General features: G+C 71.4%; 14 protein-coding genes. 6 read left to right on the plus strand and 8 right to left on the minus strand.

Going from position 1 to position 17,114, the window contains the following annotated elements; genetic code table 11:
* Positions 1–7 precede the first annotated feature (7 nt).
* Positions 8–514: a YcxB family protein gene (locus ACIRSU_RS17815; RefSeq protein ID WP_403793624.1), complete on the plus strand. Its 507-nt coding sequence runs from the start codon at positions 8–10 to the stop codon at positions 512–514.
* Between the two features lie 72 nt (positions 515–586).
* Here ACIRSU_RS17815 and ACIRSU_RS17820 read toward each other — a convergent pair whose 3' ends face one another.
* From ACIRSU_RS17820 to ACIRSU_RS17835, 4 genes are all read right to left on the minus strand, one after another.
* Positions 587–997, minus strand: coding sequence for a Fur family transcriptional regulator (locus ACIRSU_RS17820; RefSeq protein ID WP_403793083.1), 411 nt, complete (start codon positions 995–997; stop codon positions 587–589).
* A gap of 67 nt (positions 998–1,064) precedes the next feature.
* Positions 1,065–1,961: a metal ABC transporter permease gene (locus ACIRSU_RS17825; RefSeq protein ID WP_403793085.1), complete on the minus strand. Its 897-nt coding sequence runs from the start codon at positions 1,959–1,961 to the stop codon at positions 1,065–1,067.
* Positions 1,962–1,976: 15 nt separating this feature from the next.
* Positions 1,977–2,744 (minus strand): metal ABC transporter ATP-binding protein, encoded by a 768-nt coding sequence (locus ACIRSU_RS17830; RefSeq protein ID WP_403793087.1) that lies wholly within the window; start codon positions 2,742–2,744, stop codon positions 1,977–1,979.
* A gap of 32 nt (positions 2,745–2,776) precedes the next feature.
* Complete coding sequence (locus ACIRSU_RS17835) at positions 2,777–3,736, minus strand: metal ABC transporter substrate-binding protein (protein WP_403793089.1); 960 nt, start codon at positions 3,734–3,736, stop codon at positions 2,777–2,779.
* A gap of 74 nt (positions 3,737–3,810) precedes the next feature.
* On the opposite strand from ACIRSU_RS17835, the gene ACIRSU_RS17840 reads away from it, so the two are divergent.
* Together ACIRSU_RS17840 and ACIRSU_RS17845 are read left to right on the plus strand one after the other, a co-directional pair.
* Positions 3,811–5,274 carry a hypothetical protein gene (locus tag ACIRSU_RS17840; RefSeq protein ID WP_403793091.1) on the plus strand — a complete coding sequence of 488 codons (1,464 nt, stop codon included), beginning with the start codon at positions 3,811–3,813 and terminating at the stop codon, positions 5,272–5,274.
* A 66-nt stretch (positions 5,275–5,340) separates the two neighbouring features.
* The gene (locus ACIRSU_RS17845) at positions 5,341–6,723 is read left to right on the plus strand and encodes a glycine--tRNA ligase (RefSeq protein ID WP_403793092.1); all 1,383 of its coding nucleotides are present in this window, start codon (positions 5,341–5,343) and stop codon (positions 6,721–6,723) included.
* 70 nt (positions 6,724–6,793) lie between these two features.
* On the opposite strand, the gene ACIRSU_RS17850 is transcribed toward ACIRSU_RS17845, so the two are convergent.
* Genes ACIRSU_RS17850 through ACIRSU_RS17860 form a run of 3 tightly spaced genes read right to left on the minus strand, consistent with a single transcriptional unit; the run spans position 6,794 to position 9,910 of the window.
* Positions 6,794–7,384 carry a TetR family transcriptional regulator gene (locus ACIRSU_RS17850; RefSeq protein WP_403793094.1) on the minus strand — a complete coding sequence of 197 codons (591 nt, stop codon included), beginning with the start codon at positions 7,382–7,384 and terminating at the stop codon, positions 6,794–6,796.
* A gap of 16 nt (positions 7,385–7,400) precedes the next feature.
* The gene (locus ACIRSU_RS17855; protein ID WP_403793096.1) at positions 7,401–8,432 is read right to left on the minus strand and encodes an aldo/keto reductase; all 1,032 of its coding nucleotides are present in this window, start codon (positions 8,430–8,432) and stop codon (positions 7,401–7,403) included.
* A 41-nt stretch (positions 8,433–8,473) separates the two neighbouring features.
* Positions 8,474–9,910 (minus strand): MFS transporter, encoded by a 1,437-nt coding sequence (locus tag ACIRSU_RS17860; RefSeq protein ID WP_403793098.1) that lies wholly within the window; start codon positions 9,908–9,910, stop codon positions 8,474–8,476.
* 101 nt (positions 9,911–10,011) lie between these two features.
* On the opposite strand from ACIRSU_RS17860, the gene ACIRSU_RS17865 reads away from it, so the two are divergent.
* Positions 10,012–10,974, plus strand: coding sequence for a helix-turn-helix transcriptional regulator (locus ACIRSU_RS17865; protein WP_403793100.1), 963 nt, complete (start codon positions 10,012–10,014; stop codon positions 10,972–10,974).
* Here ACIRSU_RS17865 and ACIRSU_RS17870 read toward each other — a convergent pair.
* Complete coding sequence (locus ACIRSU_RS17870) at positions 10,944–12,416, minus strand: MFS transporter (RefSeq protein WP_403793102.1); 1,473 nt, start codon at positions 12,414–12,416, stop codon at positions 10,944–10,946. The two genes, ACIRSU_RS17865 and ACIRSU_RS17870, sit on opposite strands and share 31 nt — an antisense overlap.
* A 52-nt stretch (positions 12,417–12,468) precedes the next feature.
* On the opposite strand from ACIRSU_RS17870, the gene dusB reads away from it, so the two are divergent.
* Positions 12,469–13,605 (plus strand): tRNA dihydrouridine synthase DusB, encoded by a 1,137-nt coding sequence (gene dusB, locus ACIRSU_RS17875; RefSeq protein WP_403793104.1) that lies wholly within the window; start codon positions 12,469–12,471, stop codon positions 13,603–13,605.
* Between the two features lie 366 nt (positions 13,606–13,971).
* Complete coding sequence (gene ppdK, locus ACIRSU_RS17880) at positions 13,972–16,683, plus strand: pyruvate, phosphate dikinase (protein ID WP_403793106.1); 2,712 nt, start codon at positions 13,972–13,974, stop codon at positions 16,681–16,683.
* Positions 16,684–17,114 lie beyond the last annotated feature (431 nt).

Genomic DNA, 17,114 nt, shown 5'->3' on the forward strand with positions numbered 1-17,114 from the left:
CGTGACGATGGAGCTGGTGTACACGCCGACGCGTGCGGACGTCCTCGACGCGATACGGGTGCGGATGCGGACGCGGCCGTCCGGACGCCGGCTGCGGTGGCTGATGCCCCTCACGGCGGTCCTGGCGGCCCTGGTGATCGTCCTGAAGGTGACCCGGCCCGAGCCCGACGCCGGCGGCATCGTGCTCATGGTCTGGCTCGGGCTGACCGCCGCCCTCATGCCCACGCTGGTGCCCAGGCTCACCGCCCGGCAGATGTGGCCGATTCTGGAGCGGCAGGGCGAGTTCCGGGCCCGCGTGGACGACGAGGGGGTCCGCTACACCACGCGCGACACCGAGGTGGTCAACCGCTGGCAGATGCTGACCCGGTACGTCGAGACGCCCACGCAGTTCGTCCTGCTCACCGCCGACAAGCCCGGGGTCGGCTTCGCCACCCTGCCCAAGCGCGCCCTCACCGGTCCTGGTGACGTCGACCGGCTGCGCGCCTTCCTGGACGCGCGCACCGCCCGTATCTGACGCGTCGGGCACACGCGAGGGCCCGTACCGAATTCGTTCGGTACGGGCCCTCTCGTCTGTCACGTCACTTCGTCACTTCGCCGCGCACTCCGCGCACGTCCCGAAGATCTCCACCGTGTGCGCCACGTTCACGAAGCCGTGCTCGGACGCGATCGTCTCCGCCCACTGCTCCACCGCCGGGCCCTCGACCTCCACGGCCTTGCCGCAGACGCGGCAGACCAGGTGGTGGTGGTGGTCGCCGGTCGAGCAGCGGCGGTAGACGGTCTCGCCGTCGCTGGTGCGCAGCGCGTCGACCTCGCCGGCCTCGGCCAGGGACTGGAGCGTGCGGTAGACCGTGGTGAGACCGACGGAGTCGCCGCGGTGCTTGAGCATGTCGTGCAGCTCCTGGGCGCTGCGGAACTCGTCCACCTCGTTCAGCGCCGCCGACACGGCGGCCCGCTGCTTGGTCGAGCGGCCTCGTACGGGGGGTCCAGCCGTTGGCACGGGGGCCTCCTAATCCTTGTCTGCCCCCGCCATTCTGCCAGCCTCCCCTTCCGTCGCTTCCTCGTGATCAGACCTTCACGTCGTCCGCGGGGCGGCGGGTGGCCGGAACGGAGCGGGCGTCGCAGTCCGCGGTGGCCTGTTCGGCCGCCTTCGCCCGGCGCCGGGCGAGCGGGGCGGCGAGCAGCGCCAGGGCGATGAACACGCCGATCGCGAGCAGGACGATGGTCGCGCCGGGCGGGACGTCCTGGTAGTACGAGGTGATCGTGCCCGAAAGGGTGACGCCGGTGCCGATCAGCACGGCCAGGGCGAAGGTGGCCTTGAAGGACCGGGAGAGCTGCTGGGCGGCGGCGACCGGGATCACCATGAGCGCGCTGACCAGGAGCAGGCCGACGACGCGCATGGCGACCGTGACGGTCACGGCGGCGGTGATCGCGATGAGCAGGTTGAGGAACCGCACCGGCAGGCCGGTCACCCGGGCGAACTCCTCGTCCTGGCTGACGGCGAAGAGCTGGCGGCGCAGGCCGACCGTCACGAGCAGCACGAATCCGGCCAGGATGCTGATGGTGGTGACGTCCTCGGCGGAGACCGTCGACAGGGAGCCGAAGAGGAACGAGCTGAGGTTGGCGTTGGAGCCGGTCGGCGAGAGGTTGATCAGCAGGACGCCGCCCGCCATGCCGCCGTAGAAGAGCAGCGCGAGGGCGAGGTCGCCGCGGGTCTTGCCGTACGCCCGGATCAGCTCCATGGTGACGGCGCCGACGACGGCGACGAGGGTCGCCATCCACACCGGGTTGGTGTTCATCAGGAAGCCGAGGCCGACGCCGGTCATGGCGACGTGGCCGATGCCGTCGCCCATGAGGGCCTGGCGGCGCTGCACGAGGTAGATGCCGACAGCGGGGGCGGTGATGCCGACGAGCACGGCTGCGAGGAGCGCCCGCTGCATGAAGGCGGGTTCGAGGAAGTCCATGGTCAGTTCAGCGCCTCAGGTCAGCAGGCCGGTGCGGAGCGGCTCGTCGGCCGCGTGCGGGTGGACGTGGTCGTGGCCGGGCAGGGCGTGCTGGCCCACGGCCTCCGGCGGCGGGCCGTCGTGGACGACGCAGCCGTCGCGGAGCACGACCGCGCGGTCGATGAGGGGCTCCAGCGGGCCCAGCTCGTGCAGGACGAGGAGGACGGAGGTGCCGGCGGCGACCTGCTCGCGCAGGGTGGCGGCGAGGATCTCCTGGCTGGCGAGGTCCACGCCGGCCATCGGCTCGTCCATGATCAGCAGTTCGGGTTCGGAGGCGAGAGCGCGGGCGATCAGGACTCGCTGGTGCTGGCCGCCGGAGAGCGCGGAGACGGAGTCCTGGGCGCGGTCGGCGAGGCCGACCAGCTCGATGGCGCGCAGGACGGCGGCCTTGTCGGCCTTGGTGGGCAGGCCGAAGCGGCGGCGGGCGAGGCGGCCGGAGGCGACGACCTCGCGGACGGTGGCGGGCACGCCGGCGGCCGCGGTGGTGCGCTGCGGTACGTAGCCGACGCGGGCCCAGTCGCGGAACCGCTTCTGCTCGGTGCCGAACAGCTCGATGGTGCCGCCGGTCAGCGGCACCTGGCCGATGATCGAACGGACGGCGGTGGACTTGCCGGAGCCGTTGGCGCCGAGCAGCGCGACGACCTCGCCGTGGCGGACGGTGAGGTCGACACCGCGCAGGACGGGGCGCGCGCCGAGGGCCGCGGTGGCGCCGCGGACGGAGATGACGGGCTGGTCGTCGCTCATGATGACCCCTTCCTGCGCTTCCTGGAGTCCGGTCACTTGGCGCCGAGCGCGGTCTTCAGCGCGGCGAGGTTGGACCGCATGACCTCGAGGTAGTCGTGGCCCCGGGACTTGTTCGTGATGCCTTCGAGGGGGTCGAGCACGTCGGTCTTCAGGCCGGAGTCGCCGGCGAGCGTCTTCGCGGTTTTGTCGCTGGCCAGGGTCTCGAAGAAGACGGTGGTGACCTTGTCCTTCTTCGCGATGTCCTGGAGTTCCTTGACGTGGGCGGGGCTCGGCTCGGACTCGGGGTCCATGCCGGAGATGCCCTCCTGCTCCAGGCCGTAGCGCTCGGCGAGGTAGCCGAAGGCGGAGTGGGTGGTGATGAACGTCTTGGTGGTGGTGTTCTTCAGGCCGTTCGCGAACTCGGTGTTCAGGTCGCCGAGCTTCTTCACCAGGGCGTCGGTGTTCTTCTTGTAGTCGGCGGCGTGCGCCGGGTCGGCCTTCTCGAAGGCGGCGCCCACGCCCTTGGCGACCTCCGCGTACTTCACGGGGTCGAGCCAGATGTGCGGGTCGGCGCCGGCCTCGGACTCGTGGCCCGCCTCCTCGGCGTGCTCGTGGCCGCCGGCCTCGGTGCCGTGCTCTTCCAGCTTGGTGAGGCCGGCGGCGTCCACCGTGTTCTTCACGCCGGCCTGGGCGATCGCGTCGTCGACGGCCGGCTGGATGCCCTTGAGGTAGAGGATGACGTCGGCCTCGCCGAGCTCGCCGATCTGTCGCGGCTTGAGCTCCAGGTCGTGGGGTTCGACGCCGGGCTTGGTGAGCGTGTTGACGGCGACGTGGCCGCCGCCTATCTGCTCGGCCAGGTACTGCATGGGGTAGAACGACGCGACCACGTCCAGCCTGCCGTCCCCGTTCTTGTCGGCCGCGTCCGAGCTTCCGCCGCAGGCGGAGAGGGTGACGAGGCCGAGCGCGACGGCTCCGGCGACGGCGGTGGTGGGTATCAGTCGGCGTACGTTCATGACACTCATTTTCAACAAAGATGGAAACGGTTGTCAATTGCCGAATGTGTGTGCTGCCGCACTACTGTTCGGCCATGCGGCGCACGGAGATCAACGGCATCCCCCTCTACTGGGACGACGTCCCCGGGCCCTTCACCGCCCACCTCCTCCTCGGTACGGGCGTCGAGCACGAGCCGCTCCCGCGCCGCGGTGTGACTGCGATCGCCGAACAGCTCGCCCTCGCCTCGGCCGCCGCCGGGGCCGACGAGGTCGGCTCCGCTGTCGAGGGCGACCACACTCGCTTCTGGGTCACCGGCGAGCCCGAGGGGGTCGCCGAGGTCGTCAACCGGCTGTGCCGGGCCCTCGCCGAGCCCCCGGTCGCCGGGCTCGCCGCGGCCGTGCGGCGCGTCGAGGCGCGGCAGCTGCGCGAGGAGCGCTGGGAACGCTTCCAGGAACGGGAGCTCGGATTCCGTTACGGGCTGCGCGGCCCCGGCCGGGCCGGCTGGGGCGCCATGGCCGTCGCACACATCGGCGCCGAGACCGTGCGCGCCTGGGCCGCCGAGCGCTTCACCCGCGCCGGGGCGGTGCTCCTGCTCACCGGTCCGCCGCCCAAGGCCCTCGACCCGGAGCTGCCGGACGGGCCGCGCCCCGAGCGCCCCGCGGTCGCGCCGCTGCCCGGGACCGCGGGGCGCCGGCTGGAGGCCCCCGCCGCGGACGGCGAGGACGTGATGCTCTCCTTCGAGGTCCCCGCCGCGCCCTTCGGCTACCTCGCGGCGGACGTGGCCCGGGCCCGGGCCGCCCGCGATCCGCGGATCGCCGGGGACCTGGCCGGGGAGGTGGAGCTCCACTCGTCGTACGTGGGTGGCGGGCGCATGCTCTTCTGGCTGGTCGCCCCCACCGACGAGCTCGGTACGCAGGCCGTCGCCGACGGGCTCGACGCGGTGCTGCGCGAGCTGGCCGGGCGGGGCCCCGCCGAGGAGGAGGTGCGGCGCGCCGAGCGGGTCCGGTCGGAGCGGCTCGGCTCGGACGACGGCCGGCACGCCCAGCTGTTCGCCGCCGGCCTCGACCACCTCTCCGGTCTTGAGGTGCTCGACGTCCCGGCCGTGCGGGCCCGCCTCGCCGCGGCGGGCGCCGAGGACGTCCGCGCCGCCCTCGCCGCGTACGGCTCGACCGCCGTGCTCACCCTCCCCGCGCACTGCGCCCCCGGCCCGGACAGCCCCTTCCTGCCGGAAGAGCACGACGCCTCCGCCGAGGTGCTGCACGAGCCGTACGCGTACCGGCCGAGGCTCTTCGGGCCGGCCGGGCGTCACGAGCGGATGTATCTGAACGACGAGGGCATCGCGCACTGGAACGGGCACTGCCTGCACGGCGTGCGGTGGCACCGGGTGGCGGGGCTCGGAATCTTTCCTTCCGGGCTGCGGCGGCTCTTCGGCGAGAACGGCGCCTGCCTCGATATCCAGGCAGACTGGTACAAGTCGGGGAGCGATCTGACCGCCGCCCTCGACAGCCGCGTACCCCCCGCCCTCCGCTTCCCCCTGAGCGAGGGAGAACCGATTTGAAAGAGGGGGTGCGGGCGCCGGTAACCTGAGGCATTCGCACTTCGTCGTCGTAATGAAGAGAGCACCGTGGCCGCCGACAAGATCGACACCATCGTCAGCCTGAGCAAGCGCCGTGGCTTCGTCTACCCGTGCAGCGAGATCTACGGCGGTCAGCGTGCCGCCTGGGACTACGGGCCGCTGGGTGTCGAGCTGAAGGAGAACATCAAGCGCCAGTGGTGGCGTTACATGGTCACCTCGCGCGAGGACGTCGTCGGCATCGACTCGTCCGTCATCCTGGCCACCGAGGTGTGGGAGGCGTCCGGTCACGTCGCCACCTTCACCGACCCGCTGACCGAGTGCACCTCCTGCCACAAGCGCTACCGCGCCGACCACCTGGAGGAGGCGTACGAGGAGAAGCACGGCCGCCTCCCCGAGAACGGCCTCACCGACCTGAACTGCCCGAACTGCGGCAACAAGGGCACCTTCACCGAGCCCAAGCAGTTCTCCGGCCTGCTCTCCACGCACCTCGGCCCGACCCAGGACTCCGGCTCCGTCGCGTACCTGCGTCCCGAGACCGCCCAGGGCATCTTCACCAACTTCGGCCAGGTGCTGCAGACTTCCCGCAAGAAGCCGCCGTTCGGCATCGCGCAGATGGGCAAGTCCTTCCGGAACGAGATCACTCCGGGCAACTTCATCTTCCGCACCCGCGAGTTCGAGCAGATGGAGATGGAGTTCTTCGTCAAGCCGGGCGAGGACGAGCAGTGGCAGGAGTACTGGATGCAGCAGCGCTGGAACTGGTACACCGGCCTGGGTCTCCGTGAGGAGAACATGCGCTGGTACGAGCACCCGGCCGAGAAGCTCTCCCACTACTCGAAGCGCACCGCCGACATCGAGTACCGCTTCCAGTTCGGCGGCAGCGAGTGGGGCGAGCTCGAGGGCGTCGCCAACCGCACCGACTACGACCTCTCCGCGCACTCCAAGGCCTCCGGCACCGACCTGGTCTACTTCGACCAGGAGGCCCAGGAGCGCTGGACGCCGTACGTCATCGAGCCCGCCGCCGGTGTCGGCCGCACGATGCTCGCCTTCCTGCTCGACGCGTACATCGAGGACGAGGCCCCGAACGCCAAGGGCGTGATGGAGAAGCGCACCGTGCTGCGCCTCGACCACCGCCTGGCCCCGGTCAAGGTCGCTGTCCTGCCGCTGTCCCGCAACCCGCAGCTCTCGCCGAAGGCCAAGGGCCTCGCGGCCGACCTGCGGCAGAACTGGAACATCGAGTTCGACGACGCCGGCGCCATCGGCCGCCGCTACCGCCGCCAGGACGAGATCGGCACGCCGTTCTGCGTCACCGTCGACTTCGACACCCTCGAGGACAACGCGGTGACCGTGCGCGAGCGCGACACCATGAAGCAGGAGCGCGTCTCCCTCGACCAGATCCAGGGCTACCTGGCCAGCCGCCTCATCGGCTGCTGACCTGCCCCCTGGCACACGGCGAAGCCCCCGGTTCCGTTCTCGGAACCGGGGGCTTTCCCGCACCTGAGGCTTATGCCCTGAGCGCGCGCCGCACCAGCGACACCACCGCGTCGAACGCCGCCTCGACGCCCTCGGCCGCCCACTCCGCCGCGTGCGCCGGGTTGTGGAAGCGGTCCGTGGCGTGGAAGACGGCCCGCGCCGTCGTCGCGAAGTCCCGTTCGGGGGCAGCGAAGACGCCCTCGCGGTGCCCGTCCTCGAGGATCCGGGCGATCTGGTCGACCAGGTGCTGCTCGTGGCGGTCGACGACCGCGCTGTTCTCGCCGATCAGCACCTGGAAGGTGGCCATCAGCTCCGGGTCGCCGCCCGCCTTGCTGCGCTTGAAGCGGAAGAGGGCGGTCAGCCAGCCGGTGAGCCGCCGGTCGGCGGGCTCGGAGCCCTCGACGTACGGCGCGAGCGAGATGATCGTGCGCTCCAGCCACTGCTCGGTGACTGCCTCGCGCAGCTCGGCCTTGGTACGGAAGTGCCGGTAGACGCTGCCGTGGCTGACGCCGAGCGCCCGGGCCACGTCCACGACGGTCGCCTTCGCAGGGCCGTAGCGGCGCAGCACCTCCTCGGTGGCTTCGAGGATGCGCTCTGCGGTCAGGGTCTCCGTGGTGGCCATGGAATGACATTACCTGTCAGCGCTCGCTGTCCAGGTGGGCCATCTGCGACTCCGGGTAGCGGTCGCCGGCCGCCGCGCCCGCCGGGACGGCCGCCTCGATCGCCGTGAGGTCGGCCGCGTCGAGCGTGACGTCCAGCGCGCCGAGGGCCTCGGTGAGCCGGTCGCGGCGGCGGGCGCCGACGAGCGGGACGATGTCGGCGCCCTGCGCCAGCACCCAGGCGATGGCGAGCTGCGCCACCGAGACGCCCTTGGCCTCGGCGATGCCGCGCAGCCGGTCCACCAGGTCCAGGTTGTGGCCGAGGTTCGCGCCCTGGAAGCGCGGGCTGAAGCCGCGGAAGTCGCCGGCGGCGAGCTCGCGGTCCCGGGTGAAGTGGCCGCTGATCAGACCGCGGGAGAGCACCCCGTACGCGGTGATGCCGACGCCCAGCTCGCGGGCGGTCGGCAGGATCTTCTCCTCGATGCCGCGGGAGATCAGCGAGTACTCGATCTGGAGGTCCGCGATCGGGGCGACGGCCGCCGCCCGGCGCAGGGTGTCCGCGCCGACCTCGGAGAGTCCGATGTGCCGGACGTGCCCGGCCTCGACCAGCTCGGCGATGGCGCCGACGGTCTCCTCGATCGGGACCTCCGGGTCGAGGCGGGCGATCCGGTAGACGTCGATGTGGTCGGTGCCGAGCCGCTGCAGCGAGTACGCGAGGAAGTTCTTCACCGCGGCCGGGCGGCCGTCGACGCCGGTGAAGCCGCCCTCGACGGTGCGCAGCGCGCCGAACTTCACGCTGGTCAGCGCCCGCTCACGGGCGGCGGCCGGAGCGGTCCGCAGGGCCTCGTTGATCAGCAGCTCGTTGTGGCCCATGCCGTAGAAGTCGCCGGTGTCGAGGAGCGTGACGCCCGCGTCCAGGGCGGCGTGGATCGTCGCGATCGACTCGGCGCGGTCGGCCTCGCCGTACAGCGCGGACATGCCCATGCAGCCGAGGCCGAGCGGGAAGACGCGGGGGCCGGTGGCGCCGAGGGGACGGGAGGGATGCGCGTTCGTGTTCGTGTGCGTCGTCATGCATCAACCATGACATGTGCGATGACAGATTTCAATATCTGTCAGTCGAGGGTCTTCGGGAGGCGCACTGCGAAGGCGCCCGTCACCACCGCGAGACCCGCCTGCACCAGCAGCGTCACCGTCAGCGCCGTGTCCGTCGGGCCGGACGCCGAGAGCGACAGGAACAGCGAGCCGAGCGTCGCCACGCCCACCGCCATGGCCGACTGCTGCGCCGTCACGAGCACGCCACTGCCCACGCCCGCCCGCTCCGCCGGCATCTCCGAGAGCACCACCCGGAAGAGGACCGGCAGCTGGAGCCCCTGGCCCAGGCCCGCGACCGCCATGCCCGGCGCCAGGTCCGCCACCGACAGGTCCGGCCAGGAGCGCGCGGCCGCCCAGACGATCAGGCCGAGACCGAGGGCCTGGAGCAGGGCGCCGACCGGGACGATCCGGGTGCCCCAGCGGCGGACGAGCCGCGGGCCGGCGAGCGAGGCGCCGAAGAAGGCGAGCGCCATCGGCGCCACCGCGAGGCCCGAGGCCACCGCGCTCAGGCCCAGGGCCTGCTGGAGCGCCACCGCCATCACGAACATGAAGCCGCTGAAACCGCCCGACAGCGGCACGATCAGCGAGACCCCGCGCCGCAGCGACACCAGGTCGAACAGGCTCGGCGGCACCAGCGGGGTGGCACCCCGGCGGTCCGCCCGCCGCTCCACCCACCAGAAGGCGCCGGCCGCGAACGGGAACACGGCGAGCGCGACCCACGTCCACACCGGCCAGCCCGCGGCCCGGCCCTCGGTCAGCGGGGCGAGCAGGGTGAGCAGGGCGACGGCGAGCAGCAGCGTGCCGGGCACGTCGACGGGCGCGGGCCGGTCGGAGCGGGTCTCGGGGACGCTGCGGGCGGCGAGCGCGAGCCCGACCACCGCCACCGGCACGTTCACCAGGAACACCGAGCGCCAGCCGCTGCCCGCGATGTCGGCGGCCACGAGCACGCCGCCCAGGATCTGGCCGACCGTCATCGAGAGGCCGGCGGTCGCCCCGTAGAGGCTGAGGGCCCGCGCCCGGCGCGGTCCCGACGTCGAGGAGTGGATGGTCGCGAGGACCTGCGGCAGCATCAGCGCCGCCGCGGCACCCTGCGCCACCCGCGCGCCGACCAGCGTCCAGGCGTCCGGGGCGAGGCCGCAGGCGAGGGAGGTGAGGCCGAAGGCGGCCATGCCGGCGAGGAAGAGCCGGCGGCGGCCGAAGAGGTCGCCGAGCCGGCCGCCGAGGACGAGCAGCACGGCGTACGCCAGGCCGTACCCGGCCACGACCAGCTCCAGGAGCGCCGGTCCCGCGGCCAGGTCGTGGTCGATGGTGGGCAGGGCGACGTTGACGATGAAGAAGTCGACGAGGGGGAGCGCGGCGCCGAGCAGCACGGTGAACAGGCCGAGGGCGCTGAGGGCCGGCGGGGCCGGGGCGAGGACCGCTGAGGTGCGGGTGGACGGGTCGGTTGTCGTAGTCACGCATCCGAGGTTCCGCCGATCCTCAGCCTGGTACCAGAGGGTGTTTATCCTGGTACAAGCACTACCTGGCAACGGGCTGCGCGCCCATGCACCCTGGGAGCATGACCCTGATGGCGACCGAGACGTGGACCGACGCCCCGACGCGGACCGAGACCGGGCCGCGGAACGACACCGACATCCGGCGCCACGAGCTCGCCGCCTTCCTGCGCAGCCGGCGCGAGCGCATCACGCCCGAGCAGGTCGGGCTGCCGCGCGGGCGGCGCCGCCGCACCCCGGGGCTGCGCCGCGAGGAGGTCGCCCAGCTCTCCGCGGTCGGCGTCACCTGGTACACGTGGCTGGAGCAGGCCCGGCCCATCCAGGTCTCCCCGCAGGTCCTGGACGCCCTCGCCGACGCGCTCCAGCTCGACCCGAGCGAGCGGGCCCACCTCTTCGCCCTCGCCGGACAGGCCGACCCGCACCCCGAGGCCGCCTGCCCGGCCGTCACGCCCACCCTGCGCGCCCTGCTCGAACAGCTGGAGCCGATCCCCGCCTGCGTCCAGAACAGCCGTTACGAGTACCTCGCCTACAACCGCACCTTCGGGCGGCTCTACTGCGACCTGGACAGGCTGCCGCGCGAGGACCGCAACACCCTCTGGCTGGCCTTCACCAACGAGGACTTCCGCGCCGCCGTCACCGACCTGCCGGACATGCTGCGCACCCTGGCCGGCAAGTTCCGCGCGGCCATGGCCGAGCACCTCGCCGAACCCGCCTGGAAGGCGCTGCTCCGGCGGCTGGAGGACGCCTCCCCGGAGTTCCGCGAGATCTGGGCCCGGCACGACGTCGTCGACCCGGGCGGCCGCGCCAAGGTCGTCCGCAACGCCCACGTGGGACTGCTGCACGTGGAGCACACCAATCTCTGGCTCGGCCCGGCCGCCGGCCCCCGCCTCGCCACGTACGTCCCGCTCGACGAGGACTCCCGGGCGGGGCTCGAACGCCTCCAGGCCCTGGTCCTCGCCGAAGAGGCGGCGGCAGCGGGACAGGAGGCGGGCGGCGCTCAGCCCGAGGGCGCGGTCGCCGCCGCCTGATCCGCTTCCTCCGACTCCAGCCTGCGGGCCGTCCGCTCCGCCGTGCGCCGCGCCCACCGCCCGCTGGTCAGCGCCCCGGTGACCAGCACGCACAGACCGCAGCCGGTGATGATCCAGTACGCCGGCCTGCTCGCCGCCACGAAACCGTCGAGGTGCGCCGAGCCCGTCCCGTACGGGGCCGAGCCCAGGCCCGCCGAGAGCACCGCGCCGGCCACCGCGACGCCCAGCGTCTGGCCGATCTGCCGGCTGGTCGACGCCACGGCGGCCGCCACGCCCGCCTGGGCGCGGGGCATCCCGGAGACGGCGGTGTTCGTGATCGGGGCGTTGACCAGGCCGAAGCCGATGCCGAACACCACGTACCCGGTGAACAGCAGCGGCGTGCTGGTCTCCGCCTCGAAGGCGGCGAAGAGCAGCGCCCCGGCCGCCATCGCCGTCCCCGCGACCAGCAGCGAGGGCCGCGGGCCGCGCGCGCCGACCAGGCGGCCGGAGAGCGGCCCGAAGACGAAGGTCATCGCGGCCATCGGCAGCATGAAGAGCCCCGCGTGCAGGGCGGACAGACCCCGGACGTCCTGGAGGTAGAGGGTGTTGAGGAAGAGGAAGCCGCCGAGCGCGGCGAACGCGCTGATCGCGATCACCGTCGCCCCGCTGAACGGCGCGCTGCGGAAGAACCGCAGGTCGATCAGCGGCTCCGCGCGCCTCGGCTCGTAGACCAGGATCCCCACGAGGGCGATCGCCGCCACGACGGTGAACGGCAGGCTGTACTCGATGATCGCGTACGTGAGCGAGCCGAGCAGCGCCGCCACCAGGAGCTGGCCCACCGGGTCGGCGCGGCGGGGGCGCGGCGCGCGGGACTCGGGGACGTACCGCAGGGTCAGGACCAGCGCGACCAGGGCCACCGGCAGGTTCACCCAGAAGACCGCCCGCCAGCTGACCGACTCCACCAGGAGGCCGCCGACCAGCGGGCCCGCCGCCATGGAGACGCCGACGACCCCGCCCCAGACGCCGATGGCGCGGGCGCGGGCGGCCGGGTCGGTGAAGACGTTGGTGATGATCGACATGGCGACCGGGTTCAGCATGGAGCCGCCGACGGCCTGCACCGCCCGGAAGGCGACCAGGGTCTCCAGACTCGGCGCGAGGGAGCAGAGCAGCGAGCCGAGGGCGAAGACGACGAGCCCGGTGGAGAAGACCCGGCGGCGGCCGATCCGGTCGGCGGTGGAGCCGGCGAGCATCAGGAGCGAGGCGAGGACCAGGGTGTAGGCGTCGATGACCCACTGCATGCCGGCGACGGAGGTGCCGAACTCGCGCCGCATCGAGGGCAGCGCGACGTTCAGCGCGGTGTTGTCCAGGCTCACGATCAGCAGGCTCATGCAGCAGATCGCCAGGACGAGCCGTTGGCGGCCGGGCGTGAGCTGCTTCGGGAGCTGCTGGGTGAGCTCTGGCATAGCCGGATAGTACGGCTGTCTAAAGACTTGCGCGGTGCGCGACAATGGGCGAATGACCGCGTTCTCCCCTCTCGCCATCGGGCCGCACATCGTGCAGCCGCCGGTGGTGCTCGCGCCGATGGCCGGCATCACCAACGCCCCCTTCCGCACCCTCTGCCGTGAGTACTCCGGCGGCAAGGGGCTGTTCGTCAGCGAGATGATCACGACGCGGGCGCTGGTCGAGCGCAACGAGAAGACGATGCAGCTCATCCGCTTCGACGCGTCCGAGCAGCCGCGCTCGATCCAGCTGTACGGCGTGGACCCGGTGACCGTCGGCAAGGCGGTGCGGATGATCGTCGACGAGGACCTCGCCGACCACATCGACCTGAACTTCGGCTGTCCGGTGCCGAAGGTGACCCGCAAGGGCGGCGGCTCGGCGCTGCCGTACAAGCGGCCGCTGCTGCGGGCGATCCTGCACGAGGCCGTGGCGAACGCCGGCGACCTGCCGGTCACGATGAAGATGCGCAAGGGCATCGACGACGACCACATCACGTATCTGGACGCGGGCCGGATCGCCGTGGAGGAGGGTGTCACCGCGATCGCCCTGCACGGCCGGACCACCGCCCAGCACTACGGCGGCACGGCCGACTGGGACGCCATCGCGCGGCTGAAGGAGCACGTGCCGGAGATCCCGGTGCTCGGCAACGGCGACATCTGGTCGGCGGACGACGCGCTGCGGATGATGCGCGAGACCGGCTGCGACGGCGTCGTCGTGGGCCGTGGCTGCCTGGGCCGGCCCTGGCTCTTCGGCGACCTGGTGGCGGGCTTCGAGGGCACGGGTGCCTACGCGCAGCCGGGCTTGCGCGAGGTCGCCGACGCGATGGTGCGGCACGCTCGACTTCTTGGCGAGTGGCTGGGGGACGAGGCCCGCGGTGTCATCGACTTCCGCAAGCACGTGGCCTGGTACCTGAAGGGCTTCTCGGTGGGCTCGGAGATGCGCAAGAGCCTCGCCATCACCTCTTCCCTGGACGAACTGCGCGCTCAGTTGAGCGAGCTCGACCTGGACCAGCCGTGGCCGGTCGGCGCGGACGGCCCCCGGGGTCGTACGTCCGGAAACAACCGGGTTGTCCTTCCGGACGGCTGGCTCAAGGACCCGTACGACTGCGCCGGAGTGAGCGAGGACGCCGAGCTGGACACGTCCGGGGGGTGAGATCGGGGTCTCTCACGGGCGTTTTCGGCGAGTGATCCTCGCCACCCTTGATAGGGGTAGCGCTCAGATGAGCAGGTTACGAACCCCTCTCGCGCTTGAAGGGTGGCACTGGGTGCCACCCTTTTTGCGTTCAAGAGTTGAACGCAACTGCTCCGTTCGGCGCTCATGTGAGCGCGAGAGCCCTGCTTTGAGTCAAATGAGCTTCGGGCCCTGAAAGCGGAAGCTACTGGTCAGTTACTTTCGATGTGCTGGCGGACGGGTGGTTAAGACCGGGTGACCGCTAGGCGTACCTCCCCAGACGCCTTCGATCTGGGTATGTTCCTCGGCGTCAGGGCAGCCAACCGAGTCGTCGAGGAGTCGTGACCCGTGTCGGAAATCAATGATCAGAAGTTCGTCTACGACTTCACCGAGGGCAACAAGGACCTGAAGGACCTGCTCGGTGGCAAGGGCGCCAACCTCGCCGAGATGACCAACCTCGGCCTGCCGGTGCCCCCCGGCTTCACGATCACGACCGAGGCGTGCAAGGTCTACCTCGAATCCGGCTCCGAGCCGGCCGCGCTCCGCGACGAGGTCACCGCGCACCTCGACGCGCTCGAGCAGCGGATGGGCAAGAAGCTCGGCCAGGCCGACGACCCGCTGCTCGTCTCGGTCCGCTCCGGCGCCAAGTTCTCGATGCCGGGCATGATGGACACCGTCCTCAACATCGGCCTCTCCGACACCTCCGTCGAGGGCCTCGCCGCCCAGGCCGACAACCCGCGCTTCGCGTGGGACTCGTACCGCCGCCTGATCCAGATGTTCGGCAAGACCGTCCTCGGCGTCGACGGCGAGCTCTTCGAGGAGGCCCTCGACGAGGCCAAGGCCGCCAAGAAGGTCACCAGCGACACCGACCTGGACGCCGCCGACCTGAAGAAGGTCGTCAAGCAGTTCAAGAAGATCGTCAAGAGCGCGACCGGCCGCGACTTCCCGCAGGACCCGCGCGAGCAGATGGACCTCGCCATCGAGGCCGTCTTCAACTCCTGGAACACCGACCGCGCCAAGCTGTACCGCCGCCAGGAGCGCATCCCGGGCGACCTCGGCACCGCCGTCAACGTCTGCTCGATGGTCTTCGGCAACCTCGGCCCGGACTCCGGCACCGGTGTCGCCTTCACCCGCGACCCCGCCTCCGGCCACCAGGGCGTCTACGGCGACTACCTGCAGAACGCGCAGGGCGAGGACGTCGTCGCCGGCATCCGCAACACCGTGCCGCTCGCCGAGCTCGAGTCGATCGACAAGAAGTCGTACGACCAGCTCATGGAGATCATGTCGACCCTGGAGACCCACTACAAGGATCTCTGCGACATCGAGTTCACCATCGAGCGCGGCCAGCTGTGGATGCTGCAGACCCGCGTCGGCAAGCGCACCGCCGGTGCCGCCTTCCGCATCGCCACCCAGCTCGTGGACCAGGGCCTCATCGACGAGGCCGAGGCGCTGCAGCGCGTCAACGGCGCCCAGCTCGCCCAGCTGATGTTCCCCAAGTTCGACGAGAACGCCAAGGTCGAGCAGATCGGCCGCGGCATCGCCGCCTCCCCGGGCGCCGCCGTCGGCAAGGCCGTCTTCGACTCGTACACGGCCGTCAAGTGGTCCCGCTCCGGCGAGAAGGTCATCCTCATCCGCCGTGAGACCAACCCGGACGACCTGGACGGCATGATCGCCGCCGAGGGCATCCTCACCTCCCGCGGCGGCAAGACCTCGCACGCCGCCGTCGTCGCCCGCGGCATGGGCAAGACCTGTGTCTGCGGCGCCGAGGAGCTCGAGGTCGACACCAAGCGCCGCCGCATGACCACCGCCTCCGGCGTGGTCATCGAGGAGGGCGACGTCGTCTCCATCGACGGCTCCACCGGCAAGGTGTACGTCGGTGAGGTACCCGTCGTACCGTCCCCGGTCGTCGAGTACTTCGAGGGCCGCATGCACGCCGGCGCCGACGACGCCGACGAGCTGGTCCAGGCCGTGCACCGGATCATGGCCTACGCCGACCGCGTCCGCCGCCTGCGCGTCCGCGCCAACGCCGACAACGCCGAGGACGCCTCCCGCGCCCGCCGCTTCGGCGCCCAGGGCATCGGCCTGTGCCGCACCGAGCACATGTTCCTCGGTGAGCGCCGCCAGTACGTCGAGCGGCTCATCCTCGCGGACACCGACGAGGAGCGCGAGGAGTCGCTGAAGGCGCTGCTCCCGCTGCAGAAGCAGGACTTCGTCGAGCTCTTCGAGGCGATGGACGGCCTGCCGGTCACCGTGCGCCTGCTCGACCCGCCGCTGCACGAGTTCCTGCCCGACATCACCGAGCTGTCGGTGCGCGTCGCCCTCGCCGAGGCCCGCAAGGAGCCGCACGAGAACGACCTGCGCCTGCTCCAGGCCGTGCACCGGCTGCACGAGCAGAACCCGATGCTGGGTCTGCGCGGTGTCCGCCTCGGCCTGGTCATCCCCGGCCTGTTCACCATGCAGGTCCGCGCCATCGCCGAGGCCGCCGCCCAGCGCATCGACGCCAAGGGCGACCCGCGCGTCGAGATCATGATCCCGCTCGTCGGCACCGTCCAGGAGCTGGAGCTGGTCCGCGAGGAGGCCGAGACCGTCATCGCCGAGGTCCAGGCGCAGACCGGCGTCGAGCTGAAGCTCGCGCTCGGCACCATGATCGAGCTGCCGCGCGCCGCCGTGACCGCTGGTCAGATCGCCGAGGCCGCCGAGTTCTTCTCCTTCGGCACCAACGACCTCACCCAGACGGTCTGGGGCTTCTCCCGCGACGACGTGGAGGCCAGCTTCTTCACCGCGTACCTGGAGAAGGGCATCTTCGGCGTCAGCCCCTTCGAGACCATCGACAAGGACGGCGTCGGCTCCCTGGTCCGCCAGGCCGTCGAGGCCGGCCGCGCCACCCGCCCGGACATCAAGCTCGGTGTCTGCGGCGAGCACGGCGGCGACCCGGAGTCGGTGCACTTCTTCCACGAGGTCGGCCTCGACTACGTCTCCTGCTCGCCGTTCCGGATCCCGGTGGCGCGCCTGGAGGCCGGTCGCGCGGCGGCCGAGGCGAAGGGCAGCGACAGCCGCTGACGCCGCCGGGCCGTCATCGGCCCGAAGACCACCGGAGCCGCCGTTCGTCCCCGACCCTCAGAACCGATGGGCGGCGGCTCCGGTTTCCATGGAGACGGGGCGGACACCTTGTGCGGAGGTGTCCGCCCCGTCGTATTTCGTCCCGGCGATCCCGGTGCGGGTCGATGCATGATCGTTGGGGAAATGTGAGTTCTTGTTCAACTGCATGTGCCAGTGGTGCATTGAATTATTCGTCGTTGAACATTCGCAAAGAATGAGACGGGCGCGGCCCCCGGATCCCCACCCGGAGGCCACGCCCTTTAACTGTGTCGGGCGGGTGAGCCGCAACCTCGCCGACCGCCGCCGGACACGGCAAAGCCCCCCACGGTCTTCGCCACGTCACCTCGGTCCTGAAGGTTTCCCGTCCGACGGCCACAGCTTTTCGGTTTCCG

The sequence above is a fragment of the Streptomyces sp. NPDC101160 genome, from assembly GCF_044768205.1.
In the GTDB taxonomy this organism is placed as follows: domain Bacteria; phylum Actinomycetota; class Actinomycetes; order Streptomycetales; family Streptomycetaceae; genus Streptomyces.